General features: G+C 71.7%; 17 protein-coding genes. 5 read left to right on the top strand and 12 right to left on the bottom strand.

The annotated features are described in order from the left end of the window. Window positions 1–29: 29 nt before the first annotated feature. Window positions 30–881 carry an arylamine N-acetyltransferase family protein gene (locus KO717_RS16310; RefSeq protein WP_301368291.1) on the bottom strand — a complete coding sequence of 284 codons (852 nt, stop codon included), beginning with the start codon at window positions 879–881 and terminating at the stop codon, window positions 30–32. A gap of 37 nt (window positions 882–918) precedes the next feature. Further along, window positions 919–2,061 (bottom strand): NADH-quinone oxidoreductase subunit D, encoded by a 1,143-nt coding sequence (locus KO717_RS16305; RefSeq protein WP_030727013.1) that lies wholly within the window; start codon window positions 2,059–2,061, stop codon window positions 919–921. Between the two features lie 31 nt (window positions 2,062–2,092). Between KO717_RS16305 and KO717_RS16300 the strand changes: the two genes are divergently transcribed. The 3 genes from KO717_RS16300 to KO717_RS16290 all read left to right on the top strand — a co-directional run bounded on the left by KO717_RS16300 (window position 2,093) and on the right by KO717_RS16290 (window position 4,739). Continuing rightward, complete coding sequence (locus KO717_RS16300; protein WP_301368288.1) at window positions 2,093–2,584, top strand: PH domain-containing protein; 492 nt, start codon at window positions 2,093–2,095, stop codon at window positions 2,582–2,584. After that, window positions 2,581–3,969: a PH domain-containing protein gene (locus KO717_RS16295; RefSeq protein ID WP_437184518.1), complete on the top strand. Its 1,389-nt coding sequence runs from the start codon at window positions 2,581–2,583 to the stop codon at window positions 3,967–3,969. Before KO717_RS16300 ends, KO717_RS16295 begins: the two co-directional genes overlap by 4 nt. Window positions 3,970–4,118: 149 nt before the next feature. Then, window positions 4,119–4,739, top strand: coding sequence for a hypothetical protein (locus KO717_RS16290; protein WP_301368286.1), 621 nt, complete (start codon window positions 4,119–4,121; stop codon window positions 4,737–4,739). A gap of 101 nt (window positions 4,740–4,840) precedes the next feature. On the opposite strand, the gene KO717_RS16285 is transcribed toward KO717_RS16290, so the two are convergent. Further along, complete coding sequence (locus KO717_RS16285; RefSeq protein WP_301368284.1) at window positions 4,841–5,518, bottom strand: response regulator; 678 nt, start codon at window positions 5,516–5,518, stop codon at window positions 4,841–4,843. Window positions 5,519–5,535: 17 nt separating this feature from the next. Beyond that, a complete protein-coding gene (locus KO717_RS16280) occupies window positions 5,536–6,738 on the bottom strand; it encodes a sensor histidine kinase (protein ID WP_301368283.1) in 1,203 nt (400 codons plus the stop codon). A 154-nt stretch (window positions 6,739–6,892) separates the two neighbouring features. Here KO717_RS16280 and KO717_RS16275 point away from each other — a divergent pair, with 154 nt between their 5' ends. Then, complete coding sequence (locus KO717_RS16275) at window positions 6,893–7,837, top strand: SAM-dependent methyltransferase (protein WP_301374561.1); 945 nt, start codon at window positions 6,893–6,895, stop codon at window positions 7,835–7,837. A 35-nt stretch (window positions 7,838–7,872) separates the two neighbouring features. Here KO717_RS16275 and KO717_RS16270 read toward each other — a convergent pair whose 3' ends face one another. The 6 genes from KO717_RS16270 to KO717_RS16245 all read right to left on the bottom strand — a co-directional run bounded on the left by KO717_RS16270 (window position 7,873) and on the right by KO717_RS16245 (window position 14,681). Further along, on the bottom strand, window positions 7,873–8,526 hold the full coding sequence (locus KO717_RS16270) for a histidine phosphatase family protein (protein ID WP_301368281.1): 654 nt from the start codon (window positions 8,524–8,526) through the stop codon (window positions 7,873–7,875). A gap of 16 nt (window positions 8,527–8,542) precedes the next feature. Continuing rightward, window positions 8,543–10,243 carry a GMC oxidoreductase gene (locus KO717_RS16265; RefSeq protein WP_301368280.1) on the bottom strand — a complete coding sequence of 567 codons (1,701 nt, stop codon included), beginning with the start codon at window positions 10,241–10,243 and terminating at the stop codon, window positions 8,543–8,545. Between the two features lie 15 nt (window positions 10,244–10,258). Continuing rightward, window positions 10,259–10,657, bottom strand: coding sequence for a sugar dehydrogenase complex small subunit (locus KO717_RS16260; RefSeq protein ID WP_301368278.1), 399 nt, complete (start codon window positions 10,655–10,657; stop codon window positions 10,259–10,261). Window positions 10,658–10,673: 16 nt separating this feature from the next. Further along, window positions 10,674–11,540, bottom strand: coding sequence for a nuclease (locus KO717_RS16255; protein WP_301368276.1), 867 nt, complete (start codon window positions 11,538–11,540; stop codon window positions 10,674–10,676). Window positions 11,541–11,772: 232 nt separating this feature from the next. Further along, window positions 11,773–13,323, bottom strand: a complete 1,551-nt coding sequence (locus KO717_RS16250) for a M28 family metallopeptidase (RefSeq protein ID WP_301368274.1) — start codon at window positions 13,321–13,323, stop codon at window positions 11,773–11,775. 230 nt (window positions 13,324–13,553) lie between these two features. Further along, window positions 13,554–14,681 carry a DUF5937 family protein gene (locus tag KO717_RS16245; RefSeq protein ID WP_301368273.1) on the bottom strand — a complete coding sequence of 376 codons (1,128 nt, stop codon included), beginning with the start codon at window positions 14,679–14,681 and terminating at the stop codon, window positions 13,554–13,556. Between the two features lie 198 nt (window positions 14,682–14,879). Here KO717_RS16245 and KO717_RS16240 point away from each other — a divergent pair, with 198 nt between their 5' ends. Then, complete coding sequence (locus KO717_RS16240; RefSeq protein WP_301368272.1) at window positions 14,880–15,089, top strand: hypothetical protein; 210 nt, start codon at window positions 14,880–14,882, stop codon at window positions 15,087–15,089. A 93-nt stretch (window positions 15,090–15,182) separates the two neighbouring features. Here the strand turns inward: KO717_RS16240 and KO717_RS16235 are convergent, their stop codons facing one another. Beyond that, on the bottom strand, window positions 15,183–15,992 hold the full coding sequence (locus KO717_RS16235; RefSeq protein ID WP_301368270.1) for a type III pantothenate kinase: 810 nt from the start codon (window positions 15,990–15,992) through the stop codon (window positions 15,183–15,185). Between the two features lie 3 nt (window positions 15,993–15,995). Next, window positions 15,996–16,964: a carboxylating nicotinate-nucleotide diphosphorylase gene (gene nadC / locus KO717_RS16230; protein ID WP_301368269.1), complete on the bottom strand. Its 969-nt coding sequence runs from the start codon at window positions 16,962–16,964 to the stop codon at window positions 15,996–15,998. Between the last annotated feature and the right edge of the window lie 2 nt (window positions 16,965–16,966).

Below are 16,966 nucleotides of genomic sequence, written 5' to 3'. Positions count from 1 at the left end.
GCCGCCCAGTCTGCCCTGCCGCACCGACATCAGTCCTGCTGGGAGGCGAGCCAGGCTTCGTGCGCCCGCTGCACCCGGTCCCACAGCGCGGCCCGGTCCGCCGGCGTCAGGTCGTCGAGCTCGCGCCCGAAGACCGTGGCCATGACCTCGAAGAGCTCCTCCGGGGAGGTCAGTTCCCGCTTGTCCCGGCCGCCCTGCGGGTCGAGGGTCAGCAGGATCCTGCCGTGCAGCCGGTTCATGACCCCGGCGTTGCGCCGCAGCATGAAGAAGGACTGCAGGAAAGGGGAGTCCTCGGCGGTGGACAGCCGCAGGTGCTCGTCCTCGAAGTCGGCCATGGTCGCGGGGGCCGAGCGGAAGTTCATCGCGGGGAAGGGCGAGCCCTCGTTGAGGACGGTCCAGCCCGTGTCGGGCCCGTCCGCGCTGCCCAGCGGCCGCAGGCCGTACCGGAAGCCCCGCTCGTACGTGCCCTCGCGCAGGGGCAGCGGCTCGGGCGGACCGTCGCCCAGGCCGACGTCCACGAGGAAGGCCTGCCCGTCGATCCGTACGGTCAGGGTGAGGTGGTCGCCGCTCACCTCCTGGGAATCCGGATCCGCGACCATGCCCCCGACGTGACGCGTCACGTCGTACCCGAGGTGCTCCAGCAGCGCCGCGAAGGCGCCGTTGAGGTGGAAGCAGTAGCCGCCGCGCCCGGCGGCGATGCGGCGCACGGACAGCTCGGGGTCGATGCCCGGCGGCCGGCCCAGCTGGATCTCGGTGTTCTCGAACGGGATCCGCTCCAGATGGGCCCGCGTGAGCGCGAACAGCCCTTCGGCGGAGGGGGATCCGGGTTCGGTGATGCCGATCCGCCCGAGGTACGCGGCGTATATGCCAGAAATGATCATGGGACCACCCTAGATCGGGCATCTGCCACGCGAGCGGCTATTTGTCGATGTCGCCGACCACGAAGAAGAGCGAGCCCAGGATCGCCACCATGTCGGCGACCAACTGCCCCGGCAGCAGCACGGCCAGCGCCTGGATGTTGTTGTACGAGGCGCTGCGCAGCTTCAGCCGGTACGGGGTCTTCTCGCCCTTGGAGACGAGGTAGTAGCCGTTGATGCCGAGCGGGTTCTCGGTCCAGGCGTACGTGTGCCCCTCGGGCGCCTTCAGGACCTTCGGCAGCCGCTGGTTGATCGGCCCCGGCGGGAGGTCGTCCATCCGGTCCAGGCAGGCCACGGCCAGGTCGAGCGCGTTGTGGGTCTGGTCGAGCAGGCACTCGAAGCGGGCCAGGCAGTCGCCCTCGGTGCGGGTGACCACCTTCAGGACGTCCTGGAGCTCGCCGTAGGCCAGGTACGGCTCGTCGCGGCGCAGGTCGAAGTCGACGCCGGAGGCTCGGGCGATCGGGCCGGAGACCCCGTACGCGTGCACCGCCTCGGCGGACAGGACGCCGACCCCGCGCGTACGGGCGCGGAAGATCTCGTTCCCGTGGACCAGCTTGTCGTAGACGTCCATCCGGGTCCGGACGTCGGCGATCGCGGCGCGGGCCCGGCCGAGCCAGCCGGCCGGGAGGTCCTCCTTGAGGCCGCCGACGCGGTTGAACATGTAGTGCATACGGCCGCCGGAGATCTCCTCCATGACGGCCTGGAGCTCCTCGCGTTCCCGGAAGGCGTGGAAGATCGGGGTGATCCCGCCCAGTTCGAGGGGGTACGAGCCGAGGAACATCAGGTGGTTCAGCACCCGGTTCAGCTCGGCCAGCAGCGTCCGCATCCACACGGCCCGCTCGGGGACCTCCATGCCGAGCATCCGCTCGACCGCCATGACCACGCCCAGCTCGTTCGAGAACGCGGACAGCCAGTCGTGGCGGTTCGCGAGCATCACGATCTGCCGGTAGTCGCGGGCCTCGAAGAGTTTCTCCGCACCGCGGTGCATGTAGCCGACCACCGGTTCGGCGCTGACGATCCGCTCGCCGTCCAGGACGAGGCGCAGGCGCAGCACGCCGTGCGTGGAAGGGTGCTGGGGGCCGATGTTGAGCACCATGTCGGTGCTCTCCGCCGCTCCGCCGATACCGACCGTGGTCTCCGTCATGCGGGCATTGTCTCAGCCCTAGGGTGGGCGCATGGAAACGGGGACGATGGGTGAGACGGACGGACCCGCATGGGTCGGGCTGCCGGGCGGGCTGCTCAGGCTGCGGCGGACGCTGCTGCTGATATGGACGGTGCTGCTCGCCGCCGTGACCGCCGTCGTGCCCGGGCTGACGCTCGGCCCGGCGTGGGCGGCCCTCGGGGTGTTCTGGCTCGCGGTCCTGGCCTGGGGCTGGGTGCTCCTCGGCCGGAACTGGCGGTCCTGGCGGTACGCCGAGCGCGCGGACGACCTGCTGATCAGCCGGGGCGTGCTGTGGCGGGAGGAGACCGTGGTGCCGTACGGGCGGATGCAGCTGGTGGAGGTCACCTCCGGCCCGCTGGAGCGGCGCTTCGGCCTGGCCTCGGTGCAGCTGCACACGGCCGCGGCGGCCAGCGACGCCAAGATCCCCGGGCTGGTGCCGGCCGAGGCGGAGCGGCTGCGCGACCGGCTGACCGCCCTCGGCGAGGCAAGGTCGGCGGGCCTGTGAGCCCCGCCCCGGCCGACGGCGCCGACGGACCCGCCGCCGATTCCGCGCCCACCCCCGCCGGCGGCGGCGCCGCGAGCGGCCCCGCCGTGGAGCGCAGGCTGCACCCGTTCACCCCGCTGCGCCGCGCCTGGGTGCCGATCGCCGCGACCGTCGGCGTGATCGCCCAGCAGGGCGACCAGGCCGGGCGATGGGTGGCCGACCTGTCCGCCCTCCTGCGGGTGGCGGCGGTGGCGGGACTGATCGTGGTCTTCGGCACCTATGGATTCCTGAGCTGGTGGTTCACCCACTACGCCATCACCGACACCGAACTGCGCATCCGCAGCGGGCTCTTCTTCCGCCGCACCGCGCACATCCGCCTCGACCGGCTCCAGGCCGTGGACGTCACCCGCCCCCTGCTGGCCCGGCTGACCGGCGTCGCCAGCCTCCGGCTCGACGTCATCGGCACCGAGGACAAGGACCAGCTGTCCTTCCTCGGTGAGAAGGAGGCCGTCGCCCTGCGCGCCGAGCTCCTCGCCCGCGCGGCCGGTTTCGCCCCCGAGGAGGCCGTGAGGCTGGGCGAGGCCCCCGAGAGCGAACTGCTGCGCGTGACCCCGCGCGAGCTCGTCGTGTCGCTGCTGCTCAACCTGGGCGTCTGGGCCCTGCTGGTCCCCGGGCTGACCGTGCCGGTCGTCGTGTGGTGGGTCAGCTCCAGCCCGTGGGCGGCCCTCGTCGCCGTGCTCCCGATGCTCGGCGCGGTCTGGGCGGGCACCGCGGGCCGCTTCCTCACCGAGTACGACTGGCGGGTCGCCGAGTCCCCGGACGGGCTGCGCCTGGACCACGGACTGCTGGACCGGGCCCACGAGACCGTGCCGCCGGGGCGGGTGCAGAACGTACGGATCGTGGAGCCGCTGCTGTGGCGGCGGCGCGGCCTGGTCCGGGTGGAGCTGAAGGTGGCGGGCTCGAACAACACGGTCCTGATCCCCGTGGCATCCAAGGACGCCGCCTTCGCCATGATCGCCCGGGTGCTGCCCGGGGTGGACCTGGCGGCCCTGTCCTTCTCCGGTTCCCCGCGGACCGGGTCCCGCTGGGTGGTCCCGGTGTGGTGGAAGGGCTACGCCCTCGCGGTCTCCCCGGAGGTGTTCGCCGCCCGGCACGGCCGCCTGTGCCGGCGTACGGACGTCGTCCCGCACGCCAAGGTGCAGAGCGTCCGCTTCACGCAGGGCCCCTGGGCCCGCGCCCGCGGAGTCGCCGACGTCCATGTGGACACCGGCGCGAACTGCACCGTGACGGCCCGGCTCCGCCCGGAGCCGGAGGCCGCGGCCCTGCTGCACGCCCAGGCCGCACGCTCCCGCACCTCCCGGGCCTCGGCCCGTCCGGACCGCTGGATGACCGAGCGGGGTGCGTGAGCCGGGTGCGTGAGCCGGACGAGGGGCTGGCTGCGGCACACGAGGTAACCGTGTGATGAAAAGAAGAGCGTATTGGTGACTCCGGGTAGCGAAGGGGGCGACGGATCCTCGACCTGATCCGTCGTCAGCCACCCCAAGGGACACCACTGATGAACCGGAACACCTCACGGCTCGCGCGCCTGGCACGACTGGCCGCCCCCGCCGCAGCGGCACTCGCGATGACGATGGCCTTCGCGGGCCCCGCGGCCGCCGACCCCTCGTTCGTGATGCGGTCGGGCGGCGAGCTCCGCTTCGCGGCCCTGCCCGGCGAGCAGAACACCGTGACCTTCAGCATCGGCACCGGCGGCATCGTCCTCGTCAACGACTCGACGAGCCCCGTCACGGCCGGCCCCGGCTGTGTCCAGCAGGGCCCCAACACCGTCCGCTGCGGTGTGCTCACCGGTCTGACCCGGATCCAGGCCGCCCTGGGCAACGGGAACGACGTCGCCACCAACAACACCGCGGTCCCGTCCGACATGGACGGCGGACCGGGCGAGGACCGTCTGATCGGCGGCACCGCCGCCGACCGGCTCACCGACTCCGACGGCTGGAACGCCACGACCGGCAGCACCACCACCTTCGACGGGCGCGACGGCAACGACACGCTCGTCAGCAAGAACGGCGGCTTCGACCGGATCATGTGCGGCACCGGCTTCGACATCCTCGTGGCCGACCAGGCGGCCCTCGACACCGTCCCCGCCGGCTCGGGCTGCGAGTTCGTCATCCGCTGACCCCGGCCCCCGCCGGACACCCACGCACGCAGGGCGTTCCCCCGGCCGACCGGCCGGTGGAACGCCCTGCGGGTCAACCGGCAAGATCCGGAAGAGACGGCCTAGCCGGCTCCGCCGCCGCCCGCGCGGACCAGGCCCGTCTCGTACGCCAGGACCACCACCTGGACCCGGTCGCGCAGCCCCAGCTTGGTCAGGATCCGCCCCACATGGGTCTTCACCGTCGCCTCCGACAGGACCAGCCGGGCCGCGATCTCGCCGTTCGACAGGCCCTGCGCCACCAGCAGCATGACCTCGCGCTCGCGCTCCGTCAGCCGCTCGATGTCCTTGTTCTGCGGCTCCTGCGTGGTCGTCGGCAGCATCGGCGCGAAGCGGTCCAGCAGGCGCCGCGTCGTGGACGGGGCCACCACCGCGTCCCCGCTGTGCACCGAGCGGATGGCCGCGAGCAGCTCGCCCGGCGGGACGTCCTTCAGCATGAATCCGCTCGCGCCCGCCTTCAGGCCCGAGAAGGCGTACTCGTCCAGGTCGAAGGTGGTCAGGATGATCACCTTCGGGTGCTCCTCCGGCTCGCAGATCCGCCGCGTCGCCTCCACCCCGTCCAGCCTGGGCATGCGGACGTCCATCAGCACCACGTCCACCTTCGTGGCCCGCAGCACCTCCAGCGCCTCCAGGCCGTCGCCCGCCTCGGCGACGACCTCCATGTCCGGCTGGGCGGCGAGCACCATACGGAAACCGGTGCGCAGGAGCACCTGGTCGTCGACCAGCATCACGCGGATGGACATCAGTTACCTCGTCCTCGTCATCTCTTCTTCAGGGGCAGCAGTGCGCTGATCCGGAAGCCGCCACCGGGCCGCGGCCCCGCGTCCAGGGTTCCGCCGACCATACCGATCCGCTCGCGCATGCCGATCAGCCCGTGTCCGGCGCCGTCCGCGCCGCCGTCCTCGTACAGCTCGTGGGCCGCGCCCCGCCCGTCGTCCTCGACCAGCAGGCCGAGCCCGTCGTCGAAGTAGACCAGCCGGACGCTGGCCTTCGCGTCGGGGCCGCCGTGCTTGCGGGTGTTGGTCAGGGCCTCCTGCACGATCCGGTACGCCGTCAGCTCGACCCCGCTGGGCAGCCGCCGCGGCGTGCCCTCGACCTCGAAGTCCACCGCGAGCCCGGCCGTCCGCACCTGCTCGACCAGGACCTCGATCTGCTCGACGTCCGGCTGGGGCACGTAGTCCTCGGACTCCTGCGGCTCGCCGGTGCGCAGGACGCCCAGCAGCCGCCGCATCTCGGCCAGCGCCTGGCGCCCGGTGCCGGAGATGGTCTGCAGGGCTTCCTTGGCCTGTTCGGGGGCCGCGTCCATGACGTACGCCGCCCCGTCCGCCTGGACCACCATCACCGAGACGTTGTGCGCGACGACGTCGTGCAGCTCGCGGGCGATCCGGGCGCGCTCGGCGGCCACGGCCACCTTGGCCTGGGCCTCGCGCTGGTTCTCCAGGCGCTGGTTGCGCTCGACGAGCTGGGCGTAGTAGGCCCGGCGGGTGCGCAGGGAGTCGCCGAGCACCCAGGCGAGGGCGAACGGGACGACGGCGAAGAGCACGAAGAAGAAGTTGTCGCGCAGGTTGCCCTTGTCGACCGCGAAGCGCAGGGCGTACAGGGGGGAGGCGAGGCATCCGATGGCGAACGCGGTACGGGACATCCGGCGCGAGATGTCGGCCGAGGCGGCGACCGTGTACAGGATGATCAGCATCGCGAGGTCGGCGTTGTTCACCTCGGCATGGACGATCAGCTTGTAGACGCCGGTGCCGACGGCCAGCCAGAACATCGGCTGGGTCCACTTGCGGCGCAGGGCCACCACGAGGCTCATCGCGACCACCGCCGGGACGGCGAGCATCCGTGCGGTGGTGCTGCTGAAACTGTCGTCGGCGACTTGCAGCATCCCGACCCCGAAGAGGAGGACAGCCCAGAAGCTGTCGACGCCCGTCGGGTGTCTGCGGAGGAAGTCGTAGAGGCGCTGCACGTAACCCAGAGTAGGGAACGCAGATAGGTGCTGGAGTCAACCAGAGGTTCGAACCTGACGCCGGGGGCGTACTCCCCAGGGTGGACGGAAGCCTACCCTTTGTCCGGTGAGCTCTCAGGGTGAAGGCGTGACCCCGGTCCGGTGGCGCGGTGCGATGGAGGCCGCGCTGTACGGGCCCGACGGCTTCTACGTGCGGCCCGGCGGGCCGGGACCCGCCGGGCACTTCCGTACGTCCGTGCACGCCTCGCCGCTGTACGCCGCGGCCGTGGCCCGGCTGCTGCGCTGGGTGGACGCCGAGCTCGGGCACCCGGCGGAGCTGGACCTGGTCGACGTCGGGGCCGGGCGGGGGGAGCTGCTGACCGGGGTGCTCGCCGCGCTGGAGCCGCAGACGGCCGCGCGGGTGCGCCCGTACGCCGTGGAACGGGCGGAGCGGCCCGCCGGGCTCGACCCGCGGATCCGCTGGGTCACGGCCCCGCCCGAAGGGGCGCGGGGGCTGCTCTTCGCCAACGAATGGCTGGACAACGTGCCGCTGGAGGTCGCCGAGGACGGGCACTACGTGCTCGTCGCCCCGGACGGTACGGAGAGCGCGGGCGGCCCGCTGGACGGCCCGGACCGGGCCTGGCTGGAGCGGTGGTGGCCCGGCGGCGGCCGCGCCGAGATCGGCCGTGCCCGTGACGAGGCCTGGGCGGCCGCCGCCGGGACCCTGGAGCGGGGCCTGGCCGTGGCGGTGGACTACGCCCACACCCGGGGCGCACGGCCCCCGTACGGCACGCTGACGGGTTTCCGCGGCGGCCGGGAGGTCCCGCCGGTGCCGGACGGCTCCTGCGACGTCACCGCCCACGTGGCCCTGGACTCCTGTGCGGGCCCGGGGGCGGTCCTGCTGACCCAGCGCGAGGCCCTGGCCGCGCTCGGCGTCTCGGGGGCCCGGCCCCCGCTGGCCCTGGCCTCCACGGACCCGGTGGCCTACGTACGGGCCCTGTCCTCGGCCGGTGAGGCGGCGGAGCTCACGGACCGCGCCGGGCTGGGCGCCTTCGGCTGGCTGGTCCAGCCGGCCGGCATCCCGGCCCCGGCGTGGCCGGGCGTCGAGGGCCGGGCCTGATCGACAGGACGCTGCCAGGATCCGAAAGAGACGGCCTAGTGCGGGTGCGGCACGAGATGGCTGGTGTCGTCGAGGGCGGTGAGCACCCAGCGTCCGTTGCCGTAGCGGTCGCGGCGGTGCTCGAAGCGGGTGAGGCCGGTGTGGCCCGTGCCGAAGCCGACCGCGCCGCTCGCCCCGAAGGGGATCCGCAGGAGCAGGTGGCAGGCCGCGTGGACGGTCTCGCCGTGGGCGGTGAGCAGGACGTTTCGCCCCGGGTGCTGCCGCAGGAGTCCGGCAAGGTGCGCCGTGGCCCGGGCGAGGTACGCGTGCCACGTCTCCGCACCGGGGGCGTAGGACCGGTCCGGGTGCGTGTGCGGGGCGCCTCGGAAGGCGTCCTCGACCTCCCGCCACAGCCGCCCGTCCGCCTCTCCGTGTACGGGACCTTCGAGGCCTTGATCGACGGTGAGGGGAAGGCCGAGTGCGGGAGCGAGGATCCCGCCCGTCTCCTGGACGCGGCGGCGTGGGCCGGCGTACAGGGCGTGGAAGGCGGGGCCGCCGTCCCGGTGCTCGGCGGCGAGCCGGGCGGCCAGGAGCGCCGCCTGGCCGCGCCCGGCGTCGGTGAGCCCGGTGCAGGTCCGGGGGCCGCCGACGCGGCCCTCGACGTTGCACCGGGCTTCTGCGTGGCGGGCCACGACCAGTCGTGCGGTCACGGTCATCGTGGCGCGGTCACAGTGCGCAGGCGAGCTTGTCCGCGGTGCGCAGGGTCAGCGCGGCCAAGGTGAGGGCGGGGTTGGCGGTGCTGCCGGTGGGGAAGACGGAGGAGCCGACGACCCACAGGTTGGCGTGCGCGTGGGAGAGGCCGTCGGCGTCGACCACGGAAGTCGACCGGTCGGTGCCCATCCGGGTGGTGCCCATGTGGTGGCCCGCGCCGTTGAACTTCAGCGTCGGCTGCAGTGGTTCGACCGCACGGGCGCCCGACGTGTCCTCCATGTGCTGCCAGATGCGGCGTGCCACCGAATGCCCGTAGGCCAGGGCCCGCTTGGAGTAGTCGTCGACCTTGAACGCGATCTTGGGGCGCGGGACGTCGAGCGCGTCGCGCTGGTCGGAGAGGGTGACCCGGTTGGCGGGGTCGGGGAGCTGTTCGGTGGAGTAGCCGATCCGCATCATGCGGGTGACGCGGTCCGCGAGCTTGTCCCGCAGGTCCTGGCCGTAGCGCTTGAGGCGCTGGCCGGCAGGATCCCACATCAGCTTGTCCAGGGCTGCCGAGGGGGATTCGAAGCGGCCCCAGCCGTCATTGCCGACCGTCATGCGGAAGGCGCCGGTGGTACGGCGCCAGTCGCCGTCGCGGAAGGTCTCGATGCTCAGGGTCGACTGCGGTCCGCGGAAGGGGAAGACGGGCTTTCCGAAGAGTCCGACGACCTCTTCGGTGAGGTGGTCCATGAGGTTGCGGCCCACCTGGTCACTGCGGTTGTCGAGGCCGGAGATCAACCACAGCTTCGGGATCTCGATCGCGTTCAGGGCCAGTACGACATGGTTGCCGTCGACCTGCTGTTCGGCCCGGTCGTCCGTGGTCCAGTCCCGCAGGACGACGGTCGGCGCGGCGTTGCCGGGGCGCGGGACGAGCCGGGTGACGGTGCAGCCGGTGCGCACCTCGACACCGAGGACGTCGCGGGCCCGGCGGACGTGGACGGAGGCGTCGTACTTGGCGCCGGAGGGGCAGACGGGGATGCAGCTGGCGTTGCCCAGGCAGGGGCTGCGGCCCTGGTAGGTCCGGGAGTTGCGGGCCTGCGGGGTGGTCACCAGGGTGACGGGGGTGCCGTCGATCGGGTCGATGGTGGCAAGGGCGGCCCGGACGAGTTCGTCACCATAGCTGGCGACGATGCCGGGCATCGGGAAGTCGGTGCTGCGCGGGGTGAGCGGGTCCCATTCCTCGCGGTTGCCGGAGACGCCCAGCTCTTCCTCCGCCTGTGCGTAGAAAGGCTCCAGGTCGGCGTAGGTGAGCGGCCAGTCGACCGCGATGCCGAAGCGGGTCTTGAGCTCGAAGTCGCTGGGCAGGAAGCGGGGGGTGTTGCCGCGCCAGGCCCAGGTGCTGCCGCCGGTCATGCGGGTGAAGCCGCTCTTGAACAGGTCGGGCCCGGTCTCCACGTAGTAGCGGTTCATCGCGACGGGATCGCCCGTGTTGTCGGAGGACGGCGCCCAGCCGTGTTTGTTGTTGCCCAGAGCCGCATAGGGGGAGGGGACGTTCTTGGTCTCGGAGACCTGGTAGGAGTCGACGAACGCGGCTCGCTGGTCTTCGGTGAGGCTGTTGTCGCCGGCGTCCAGGAGCAGGACCCGGGCATGCGGCTTGGTTTCCTTGATCCGGCAGGCGGCCAGGGCGCCGGCCACACCGGCGCCGACGATGACGACGTCGTAGGGGGTGGAGTCCATCCGGCTGTCCTCGTTTCAGGGGTGCTGTGCCCAGTGGCCGTAGGTGCCGGGCGAAGGAGCGGCGGAGATCGGGTACGCCCGGATCGCCTGCCACACCAGCCCCCCGCGGTAGAGGCCGGGCGTGGCGGGCCCGGCCTGGGTGTTGTCGGGCCGGGTGAACTGGGCGGTGTACCAGATCGCGAGGGTCTCCCGGGCGATGCGGGCGAGCTCCGGAGCGGCGTTCACGGCGGCGAACAGCGCGGCGCCGGGGTCGGGCTGCCCCGACGCGGTCCGGTAGGCCTCGATCAGGCGCGGGAGCGCTGCCGGGTAGTGGGCTGCGAGGTGGGTGCGGTGAGCGTCCGCCGTTGCCTGGTCGAGGGACGGTTCACCGGTGAGGAGTTCGGAGAGGGCGCGGAAGTCCGTGGCGTCGGTCATGACGGTCGTCTCCCGCTCAGTCCTCGTCGAAGACGAGGTCCTCGGGGTTGCGGGTCATCTTCACCGTGGTGCCGGAAACCTGGACCACCTCGTCGAGGCCCGTGGTGAACTGGCCGGTGGGCAGGATGAGGAACTTGTCGGCCTGCTGGTCCAGGTAGGCGGGGAAGCCGGAGAGGTCGGTGTCGCCGAGGTTGAGGTAGTCCACCAGACGCCGGAAGAGCTTGGGGAAGATGACCTCGTGCTCGGTGATCGAGGTCATGCCGGTGACCGTCGCTCCGCTGACGGTCGAGTCCTCGGCCCACACTCCCTTGGGAGGTGTGGCGGTCCGTGCCTTCTGGGCCGTGGTGGTGATCGCGTTGCGCAGGTCGTGGAAGAGCGTGTTGTAGTACAGCGGATACACCAGCCCCTCCTTGATCAGGTGGTGGTTGAGGGTGAGCTCCAGCATGGCCACGTCCACGAGCACCTGGGTCCCGCTGGCGGCCGGCGGTTCGCCCCGCCCTGCGAAGGCGATGCACCGGCGGCTGATGTCGACGCTCCGCGTCAGGACGAAGCCGGGCACGCTCGCCGGGGTCGAGGCCGTCACCAGCCCGTCGGGCCCCCGGGTGACGCTGGTGAAGCCGACCCACTCCAGTACCGCGTCCCGGGCGGCGTTGGCGAGGGCGAGCGGCTGATGGACCGTGGGACCGGTCCGTGAGTAGTGGGTCTCCAGGGCGTCGATGGCCTCCAGGCGCAGCTTCCCGCGGCCCGCCGCGTTGCGCTTGACCTTCCGCGGGCCGCCGATGAGGTCCCACTCGTCGGGGTTGTCGGGCCGGAAGTGGATGGTGTCCCCGTCCGGGTCGGTCCCGAGGATCTCGTACGAACCTTTGATCAGCAGCATGGGCATGACGGTGTGGCTCCTCCCGCCCGAGGGCGCTGTGCAGGGATTTCTCACTCAAAGTAACCGTAAGGGATATTTTGGGTGCTCTCCGTGACAAAACGCGTGGCGAACGGTGCACGAGTTCGAACGATGGATCTTCGTACGGTGCGGTGGGTGCGGACGGGAGCGCCCGGGCCGACGCGCGGAGGGCCGGAATCCGCTGCGGGATCCCGGCCCTCCTGTACAGCTGCCTACGTGGTTACTGCTGCACCTCGTCGTGGCCCTGGTGCAGGCCGCCGCCGCTGCCCGAGCCGCCCGTCGGCTGCGAGACGACCGGCTTCGACAGCGGGGCCAGGTCGAAGGCGTAGTGGCCGACCGCGTCGGCGATGACGTCGACGTTGATGTCGAGCGCCTTCTGGTCGATGTTGGTGATGTCGTCACCCTTGCCGTGGTAGTTCACGTCGTAGGCGACACCCGCCTGGCCGCCGAACTTCGCGGCCTGCTCCGGGGTCTTGATGCCCTCGGCGCCGGTGAAGGTGCCGCCGGACGGGATGCCGACCTCGATGAACGGGCCGTAGTCCGAGCGGCCCGAGAAGTCCGTGCCCTCGTGCGGGATCTTCTTCGAGTCGAGGAAGTCGTTGATCCCCTTCTCCAGCTGGGCGGAGCCCTGCGGGCCGGGGCCCGCGCCGGTCGCGTCCGAGTCGTCGCCGTCGTAGACGAAGTACGCGGCGTTCGGCGAGGCGATCATGTCGAAGTTCAGGTAGAGCTTGATCTGCTTCTTCTGCGCGTCGCTCAGCCCGGCGACGTACGCCTCGGAGCCGAGCAGGCCGAACTCCTCGGCCGACCACCAGGCGAACTTGACCTTGTTCTTGATCTTCGACTGGCTGCTCGCGAGGCGCTGCGCGACCTGGAGGATGCCGGCCGATCCGGACCCGTTGTCGTTGATGCCGGGGCCGGCCGCGACCGAGTCGAGGTGCGAGCCGAGGAAGACGGTGTTGTTCTCGTCGCCGCCCTGGGTCTCGGCGATGACGTTGTACGTCTTGCGGTTCTCGCGCAGCTGCCGGATGTCGAGGGTGACCTCGACCGGGCCGGCCGCGGCCTCGGCGGCGAGCTTCTCGCCGTCCTCCTGGGTGACGCCGCCCGTCGGGATCTTGCCCGCGTTCGGATCGCCGAGGGTTCCGTTGAGGGCGCCCGCGGTGTTGTTGTAGATGATCGCGCCGACCGCGCCGGCCGCCGCCGCGTTGGCCTGCTTGGCCGCGAAGGTGCAGCCGCCGCGCTTGACCAGGGCGATCTTGCCGGTGAAGGTGCCGGAGGCGAAGTCGCCGGGCTCGCAGCCGTTGGTCCCGTCCGCGTCGACCGGGGCGACGGCGACGCCGGCGGTCACACCGCCCTCCGGGCTGTTCGCCGTGTACGACATCAGGTGGATCGGTACGTCGCGCTGGTTCGCGCCGCCCACCGTCAGCTTCTCCTCGATGGTCTCGACGTACACGAAGTCGAATTCGTTCTTGGTGACCTTGTAGCCGGCCGCCTTCATCACGGCCTCGATGTACTTGGCCGACTGCACGTGGCCCTTGGAGCCGGCCGCGCGGTTGCCGTTGTTGTAGTCGGCGAGCGACTGCAGGACCTTGAGGTGGTTGTAGGCGCCCTTGCCGGTCGCTTCCTTGACCAGCTTCTTGGCGAGCGCGTCACCCCGGGCGGCGTCGCTCTGCGGGCTTGCGGTGGCTCCGGCCGGTCCGGCCAGCAGCAGCGGCGAGACGAGGGCTGCGGCTGCCAGGGCGGCGGTTGCTGCGGCTATACGGCGTGAGGGCATGAAGGTCCTTCCACGGCAAAGGCGAGCAGGGCAGGGCGGAGCAGGGCACAGCACGGCGGAGCGTGGTGGAGCGCGTGAGCAAGTGGTGCGCGTTACGTGGGGGATCGGTGGACGCACGTTAGACAGCAAGTGGCCACCATGGCCAGAGTTTTCGCTGATTCCGGTTTATGAATTCCGTATATCGGTGAATCTGGGCCGCCCAAATCCGGCCAACCGCGCGCCGGTTCGTTCTAGCGGAGGATGCCTTCGATGAAGTCCGACCCGATGCGCGCGACCGCCGTCAGATCCAACTGGTGCTGGGAGTAGCGGCCCTGACGCCGCGTATGCATCAGACCGGCCTTCTTCAGGACGGCCAGATGCCGCGACACCTCCGGCGCGGTGATCCCGTACACGGTCGCCAGCTCGCTCGTCGTGAACGGGGCCCGGGCCAGGCTCCGGCACAGCATCATCCGCATCGGATGCGCCAGCGCCTCCATCCGCCGCTGGAGCAGCTCCACCGAGCCCGGCCCGGAGGCCAGTTCGGGGGAGCCGAGCGGATAGTGGACCACCGGCCGCCAGCCCGGCGCGTGCAGCACCAGCAGATGCGGCCAGCCGAAGTTGGTCGGCACGAAGACCAGACCGGTGCCTATTCGGTGATCGGTCGCGGTCGTCGATCCGTGGACCATCTTGTCGGCGGTGATGGTGGTGCCGGCGGCGTCGACGCTCAGCGCCGCCGAGACCTCCTTCAGCACGGTCGGCAGCCCCTTGCGGCGCAGCACCTCCGTCTTGTGCCGGGCGTCGGCGCTCTGCCCCGGCTCGACGCGCTTCCACGTCTCGGCGAAGAAGGCCTCGTCGCAGTCCTCCAGGAGGCGCCGCATCCACACCCGCACGGCGGCCGTGTCGTCGAGGAGCCGCATGGAGAAGTCCAGCTGGCGCGGGCCGCGGGCGGCGGCCGTCTCCAGCGCCTTGGCCCGCGCCGCCGGGTTGTCCAGCGGCGAGGAGGACGGGCCGCCCTCGTTGTAGAGCGCCAGCCAGCACTGCTCCAGGGCGGCCCGCACGAACCGCTCGTCGTCGAGGCGGTCGAGCACGTCCAGCGCCTCGGCCAGCGTCGCGGCGGGCTGCCCGGTTCCGCCGGGCAGCCCGGCGAAGGGCATGAAGATGTCGGAGAACGAGCTCCGCCACATGAAGTCGGCCTCCAGCAGCCGGTCCGCGAGGCACGGATCGAGCGAGGCGGCGGTGGCGGTGGTCCAGGAGGTCAGCCCGGGGTGGTGCGCGGGCTGGGAGAGCGCGTGCAGGGCCATGCAGAGCTCGGCGAGCGGGGAAGGCGCGAAAGTGATCCGCTCGGTGGGCAGGCCTGCGATGTCGATCGTGACGCTCATCAGGCCATTCTGTCGTTCCGCGCACGCCGGGAAAGCCGGGACGGGCCTGTCGGCCCCGCCGTCCGGGTGGCCGCGGGCGCCCCGTCGCGGCGGCCGGACGAGTGATCATTTGTGGCCGCAGGGGCGCTTTCGAGCCGTCGATTGACGGGGAACGTCAACTGTCGTGCGCGATGCCGCCGACGGGGTGAGGCTTGGTCCATGACCGCAATCGAGCAGTACATGATCGACACCTACCGGGCCTCCCAGCAGGGCGCCCCGATGCCCCCGCCGCCCGGGCGCGACGACGTCGCCGTCCTGCGCTCGCTCCGCTCGTACGAACAGGCCCGCGCCGTCATGGACGGCAGATCGGGCCGCCACCCCTGGCGCGCCGCCCTGCGCCGGATATTCGTCCGCCCGCGGGCGTGCTGACCGCGGGCGTGCTGACCGCGGGCGGGCTGACCGCGGGCGTACTGATCCGGCGAGGCCCCGAGCCCGGCCCGGCCCGGGACCCCTCCGCCCGTACTACTCGAAATTCGGCGCGTTGCGCTGGTACACCAGCCGCAGCCCGATCAGCGTCAGCCACGGCTCGTGGTCGTCGATCACCGAGGACTCGCCCAGCACCATCGGAGCCAGCCCGCCCGTGGCGATGACCCGCACGTCGTCCGGGTCGCCGTGCGGTCCGGCCAGCTCCTTCGCCATCCGGGTCACGACCCCGTCGACCTGCCCCGCGAAGCCGTAGACCACGCCCGACTGCATCGCCTCGACCGTGGACTTCCCGATCACGTTGCGCGGCCGCGCCAGCTCGATCTTCCGCAGCTGGGCACCCCGTACGCCGAGTGCGTCCATCGAGATCTCGATGCCCGGGGAGATCACCCCGCCCACGTACTCGCCCTTCGCGGACACCGCGTCGAAGGTGGTCGCCGTACCCAGGTCGACCACGATCGCCGGGCCCCCGTAGAGCTCGACCACCGCGACCGCGTTCACGATGCGGTCCGCGCCGACCTCCTTCGGGTTGTCCATGAGGATCGGCACGCCCGTCTTGGTGCCCGGTTCCACGATCACCGCGGGCACGTCGCCGTAGTAGCGCCGGGTCACCTCGCGCAGCTCGTGCAGGACCGACGGCACCGCCGAGCAGATCGCGATGCCGTGGATCCCGTCGCCCAGCTCGCTGCCGAGCATCGGGTGCATGCCCATCAGCCCCTGCATGAGCACGGCCATCTCGTCGGCCGTGCGCTGCGGGTCGGTCGAGATGCGCCAGTGCTCGACGATCTCGTCACCGTCGAACAGGCCCAGGACCGTGTGGGTGTTGCCCACGTCGATGGTGAGGAGCACGGGTTACACCGCCTCGCGCAGATCGAGCCCGATGTCCAGGATCGGCGAGGAGTGGGTCAGCGCGCCGACCGCCAGGTAGTCCACGCCGGTCTCCGCGTACGCGCGGGCCGTGTCCAGGGTGAGGCGGCCCGAGGACTCCAGCACCGCGCGGCCGGCCACCAGAGCCACGGCCTGCGCGGTCTGCTCCACCGTGAAGTTGTCCAGCAGGATCAGGTCGGCGCCGGCCTCCAGGACCTCCCCGATCTGCTCCAGCGTGTCGACCTCGACCTCGATCGGGACCTCCGGGAAGGCCTCGCGCACGGCCTTGAACGCCTGCGCGACACCGCCCGCCGCCACCACGTGGTTGTCCTTGACCAGCGCGGCGTCCGACAGCGACATCCGGTGGTTGACGCCGCCGCCGCAGCGCACCGCGTACTTCTCCAGCGAGCGCAGGCCCGGCGTGGTCTTGCGGGTGTCGCGGACCTTCGCCGAGGTGCCCTCCAGCACGTCGGCCCAGCGGCGGGTGGCCGTCGCGATGCCCGACAGCCGGCACATGATGTTCAGCGCGCTGCGCTCCGCCGTCAGCAGGTCACGGGTGCGCGAGCGCACGGACAGCAGCAGCTGCCCGGCCTCGACGGTGTCGCCGTCCTCCGCGTGCCGCTCCACCTCGAAGGCCTCCGTGCAGACCACGGAGAACACGGCCTCGGCGATCCGCAGACCGGCCACGACACCGTCCTCGCGCGCGACGAAGTCGGCGACGGCCTCGGCCTCCTCCGGCACGGTCGCGACGGTCGTCACGTCCACGCCGCCGTCCAGGTCCTCGGACAGCGCCATGTGCGCGATGTCCTCGACCTCGATCGGGTCCAGGCCGGCGTCGGCCAACAGCTGGGCGAGCGCCGGGTCCAGGCCGCTCTCCTCGCCGTCACCGCAGGCGCAGTCGTCGCCGCAGCCGCCGTCGTTCTGGTCGATCAGGGGAAGTTCGGGGGTGCTCACGG

This window comes from Streptomyces xanthophaeus (assembly GCF_030440515.1).
GTDB lineage: Bacteria > Actinomycetota > Actinomycetes > Streptomycetales > Streptomycetaceae > Streptomyces > Streptomyces kutzneri.
Note: the sequence above shows the minus strand (reverse complement) of the source record. Positions and strands in the feature narration are given on the sequence as shown.

Excerpts from the sequence above, each read along its gene's own strand:
- KO717_RS16265 (WP_301368280.1), bottom strand. The coding sequence starts at position 10,243 with ATGGACTCCACCCCCTACGACGTCGTCATCGTCGGCGCCGGTGTGGCC.
- KO717_RS16285 (WP_301368284.1), bottom strand. The coding sequence starts at position 5,518 with ATGTCCATCCGCGTGATGCTGGTCGACGACCAGGTGCTCCTGCGCACC.
- KO717_RS16290 (WP_301368286.1), top strand. The coding sequence starts at position 4,119 with ATGAACCGGAACACCTCACGGCTCGCGCGCCTGGCACGACTGGCCGCC.
- KO717_RS16255 (WP_301368276.1), bottom strand. The coding sequence starts at position 11,540 with ATGCCCATGCTGCTGATCAAAGGTTCGTACGAGATCCTCGGGACCGAC.
- KO717_RS16245 (WP_301368273.1), bottom strand. The coding sequence starts at position 14,681 with ATGAGCGTCACGATCGACATCGCAGGCCTGCCCACCGAGCGGATCACT.
- KO717_RS16305 (WP_030727013.1), bottom strand. The coding sequence starts at position 2,061 with ATGACGGAGACCACGGTCGGTATCGGCGGAGCGGCGGAGAGCACCGAC.
- KO717_RS16260 (WP_301368278.1), bottom strand. The coding sequence starts at position 10,657 with ATGACCGACGCCACGGACTTCCGCGCCCTCTCCGAACTCCTCACCGGT.
- KO717_RS16250 (WP_301368274.1), bottom strand. The coding sequence starts at position 13,323 with ATGCCCTCACGCCGTATAGCCGCAGCAACCGCCGCCCTGGCAGCCGCA.
- KO717_RS16275 (WP_301374561.1), top strand. The coding sequence starts at position 6,893 with ATGGAGGCCGCGCTGTACGGGCCCGACGGCTTCTACGTGCGGCCCGGC.
- KO717_RS16300 (WP_301368288.1), top strand. The coding sequence starts at position 2,093 with ATGGAAACGGGGACGATGGGTGAGACGGACGGACCCGCATGGGTCGGG.
- KO717_RS16310 (WP_301368291.1), bottom strand. The coding sequence starts at position 881 with ATGATCATTTCTGGCATATACGCCGCGTACCTCGGGCGGATCGGCATC.
- KO717_RS16240 (WP_301368272.1), top strand. The coding sequence starts at position 14,880 with ATGACCGCAATCGAGCAGTACATGATCGACACCTACCGGGCCTCCCAG.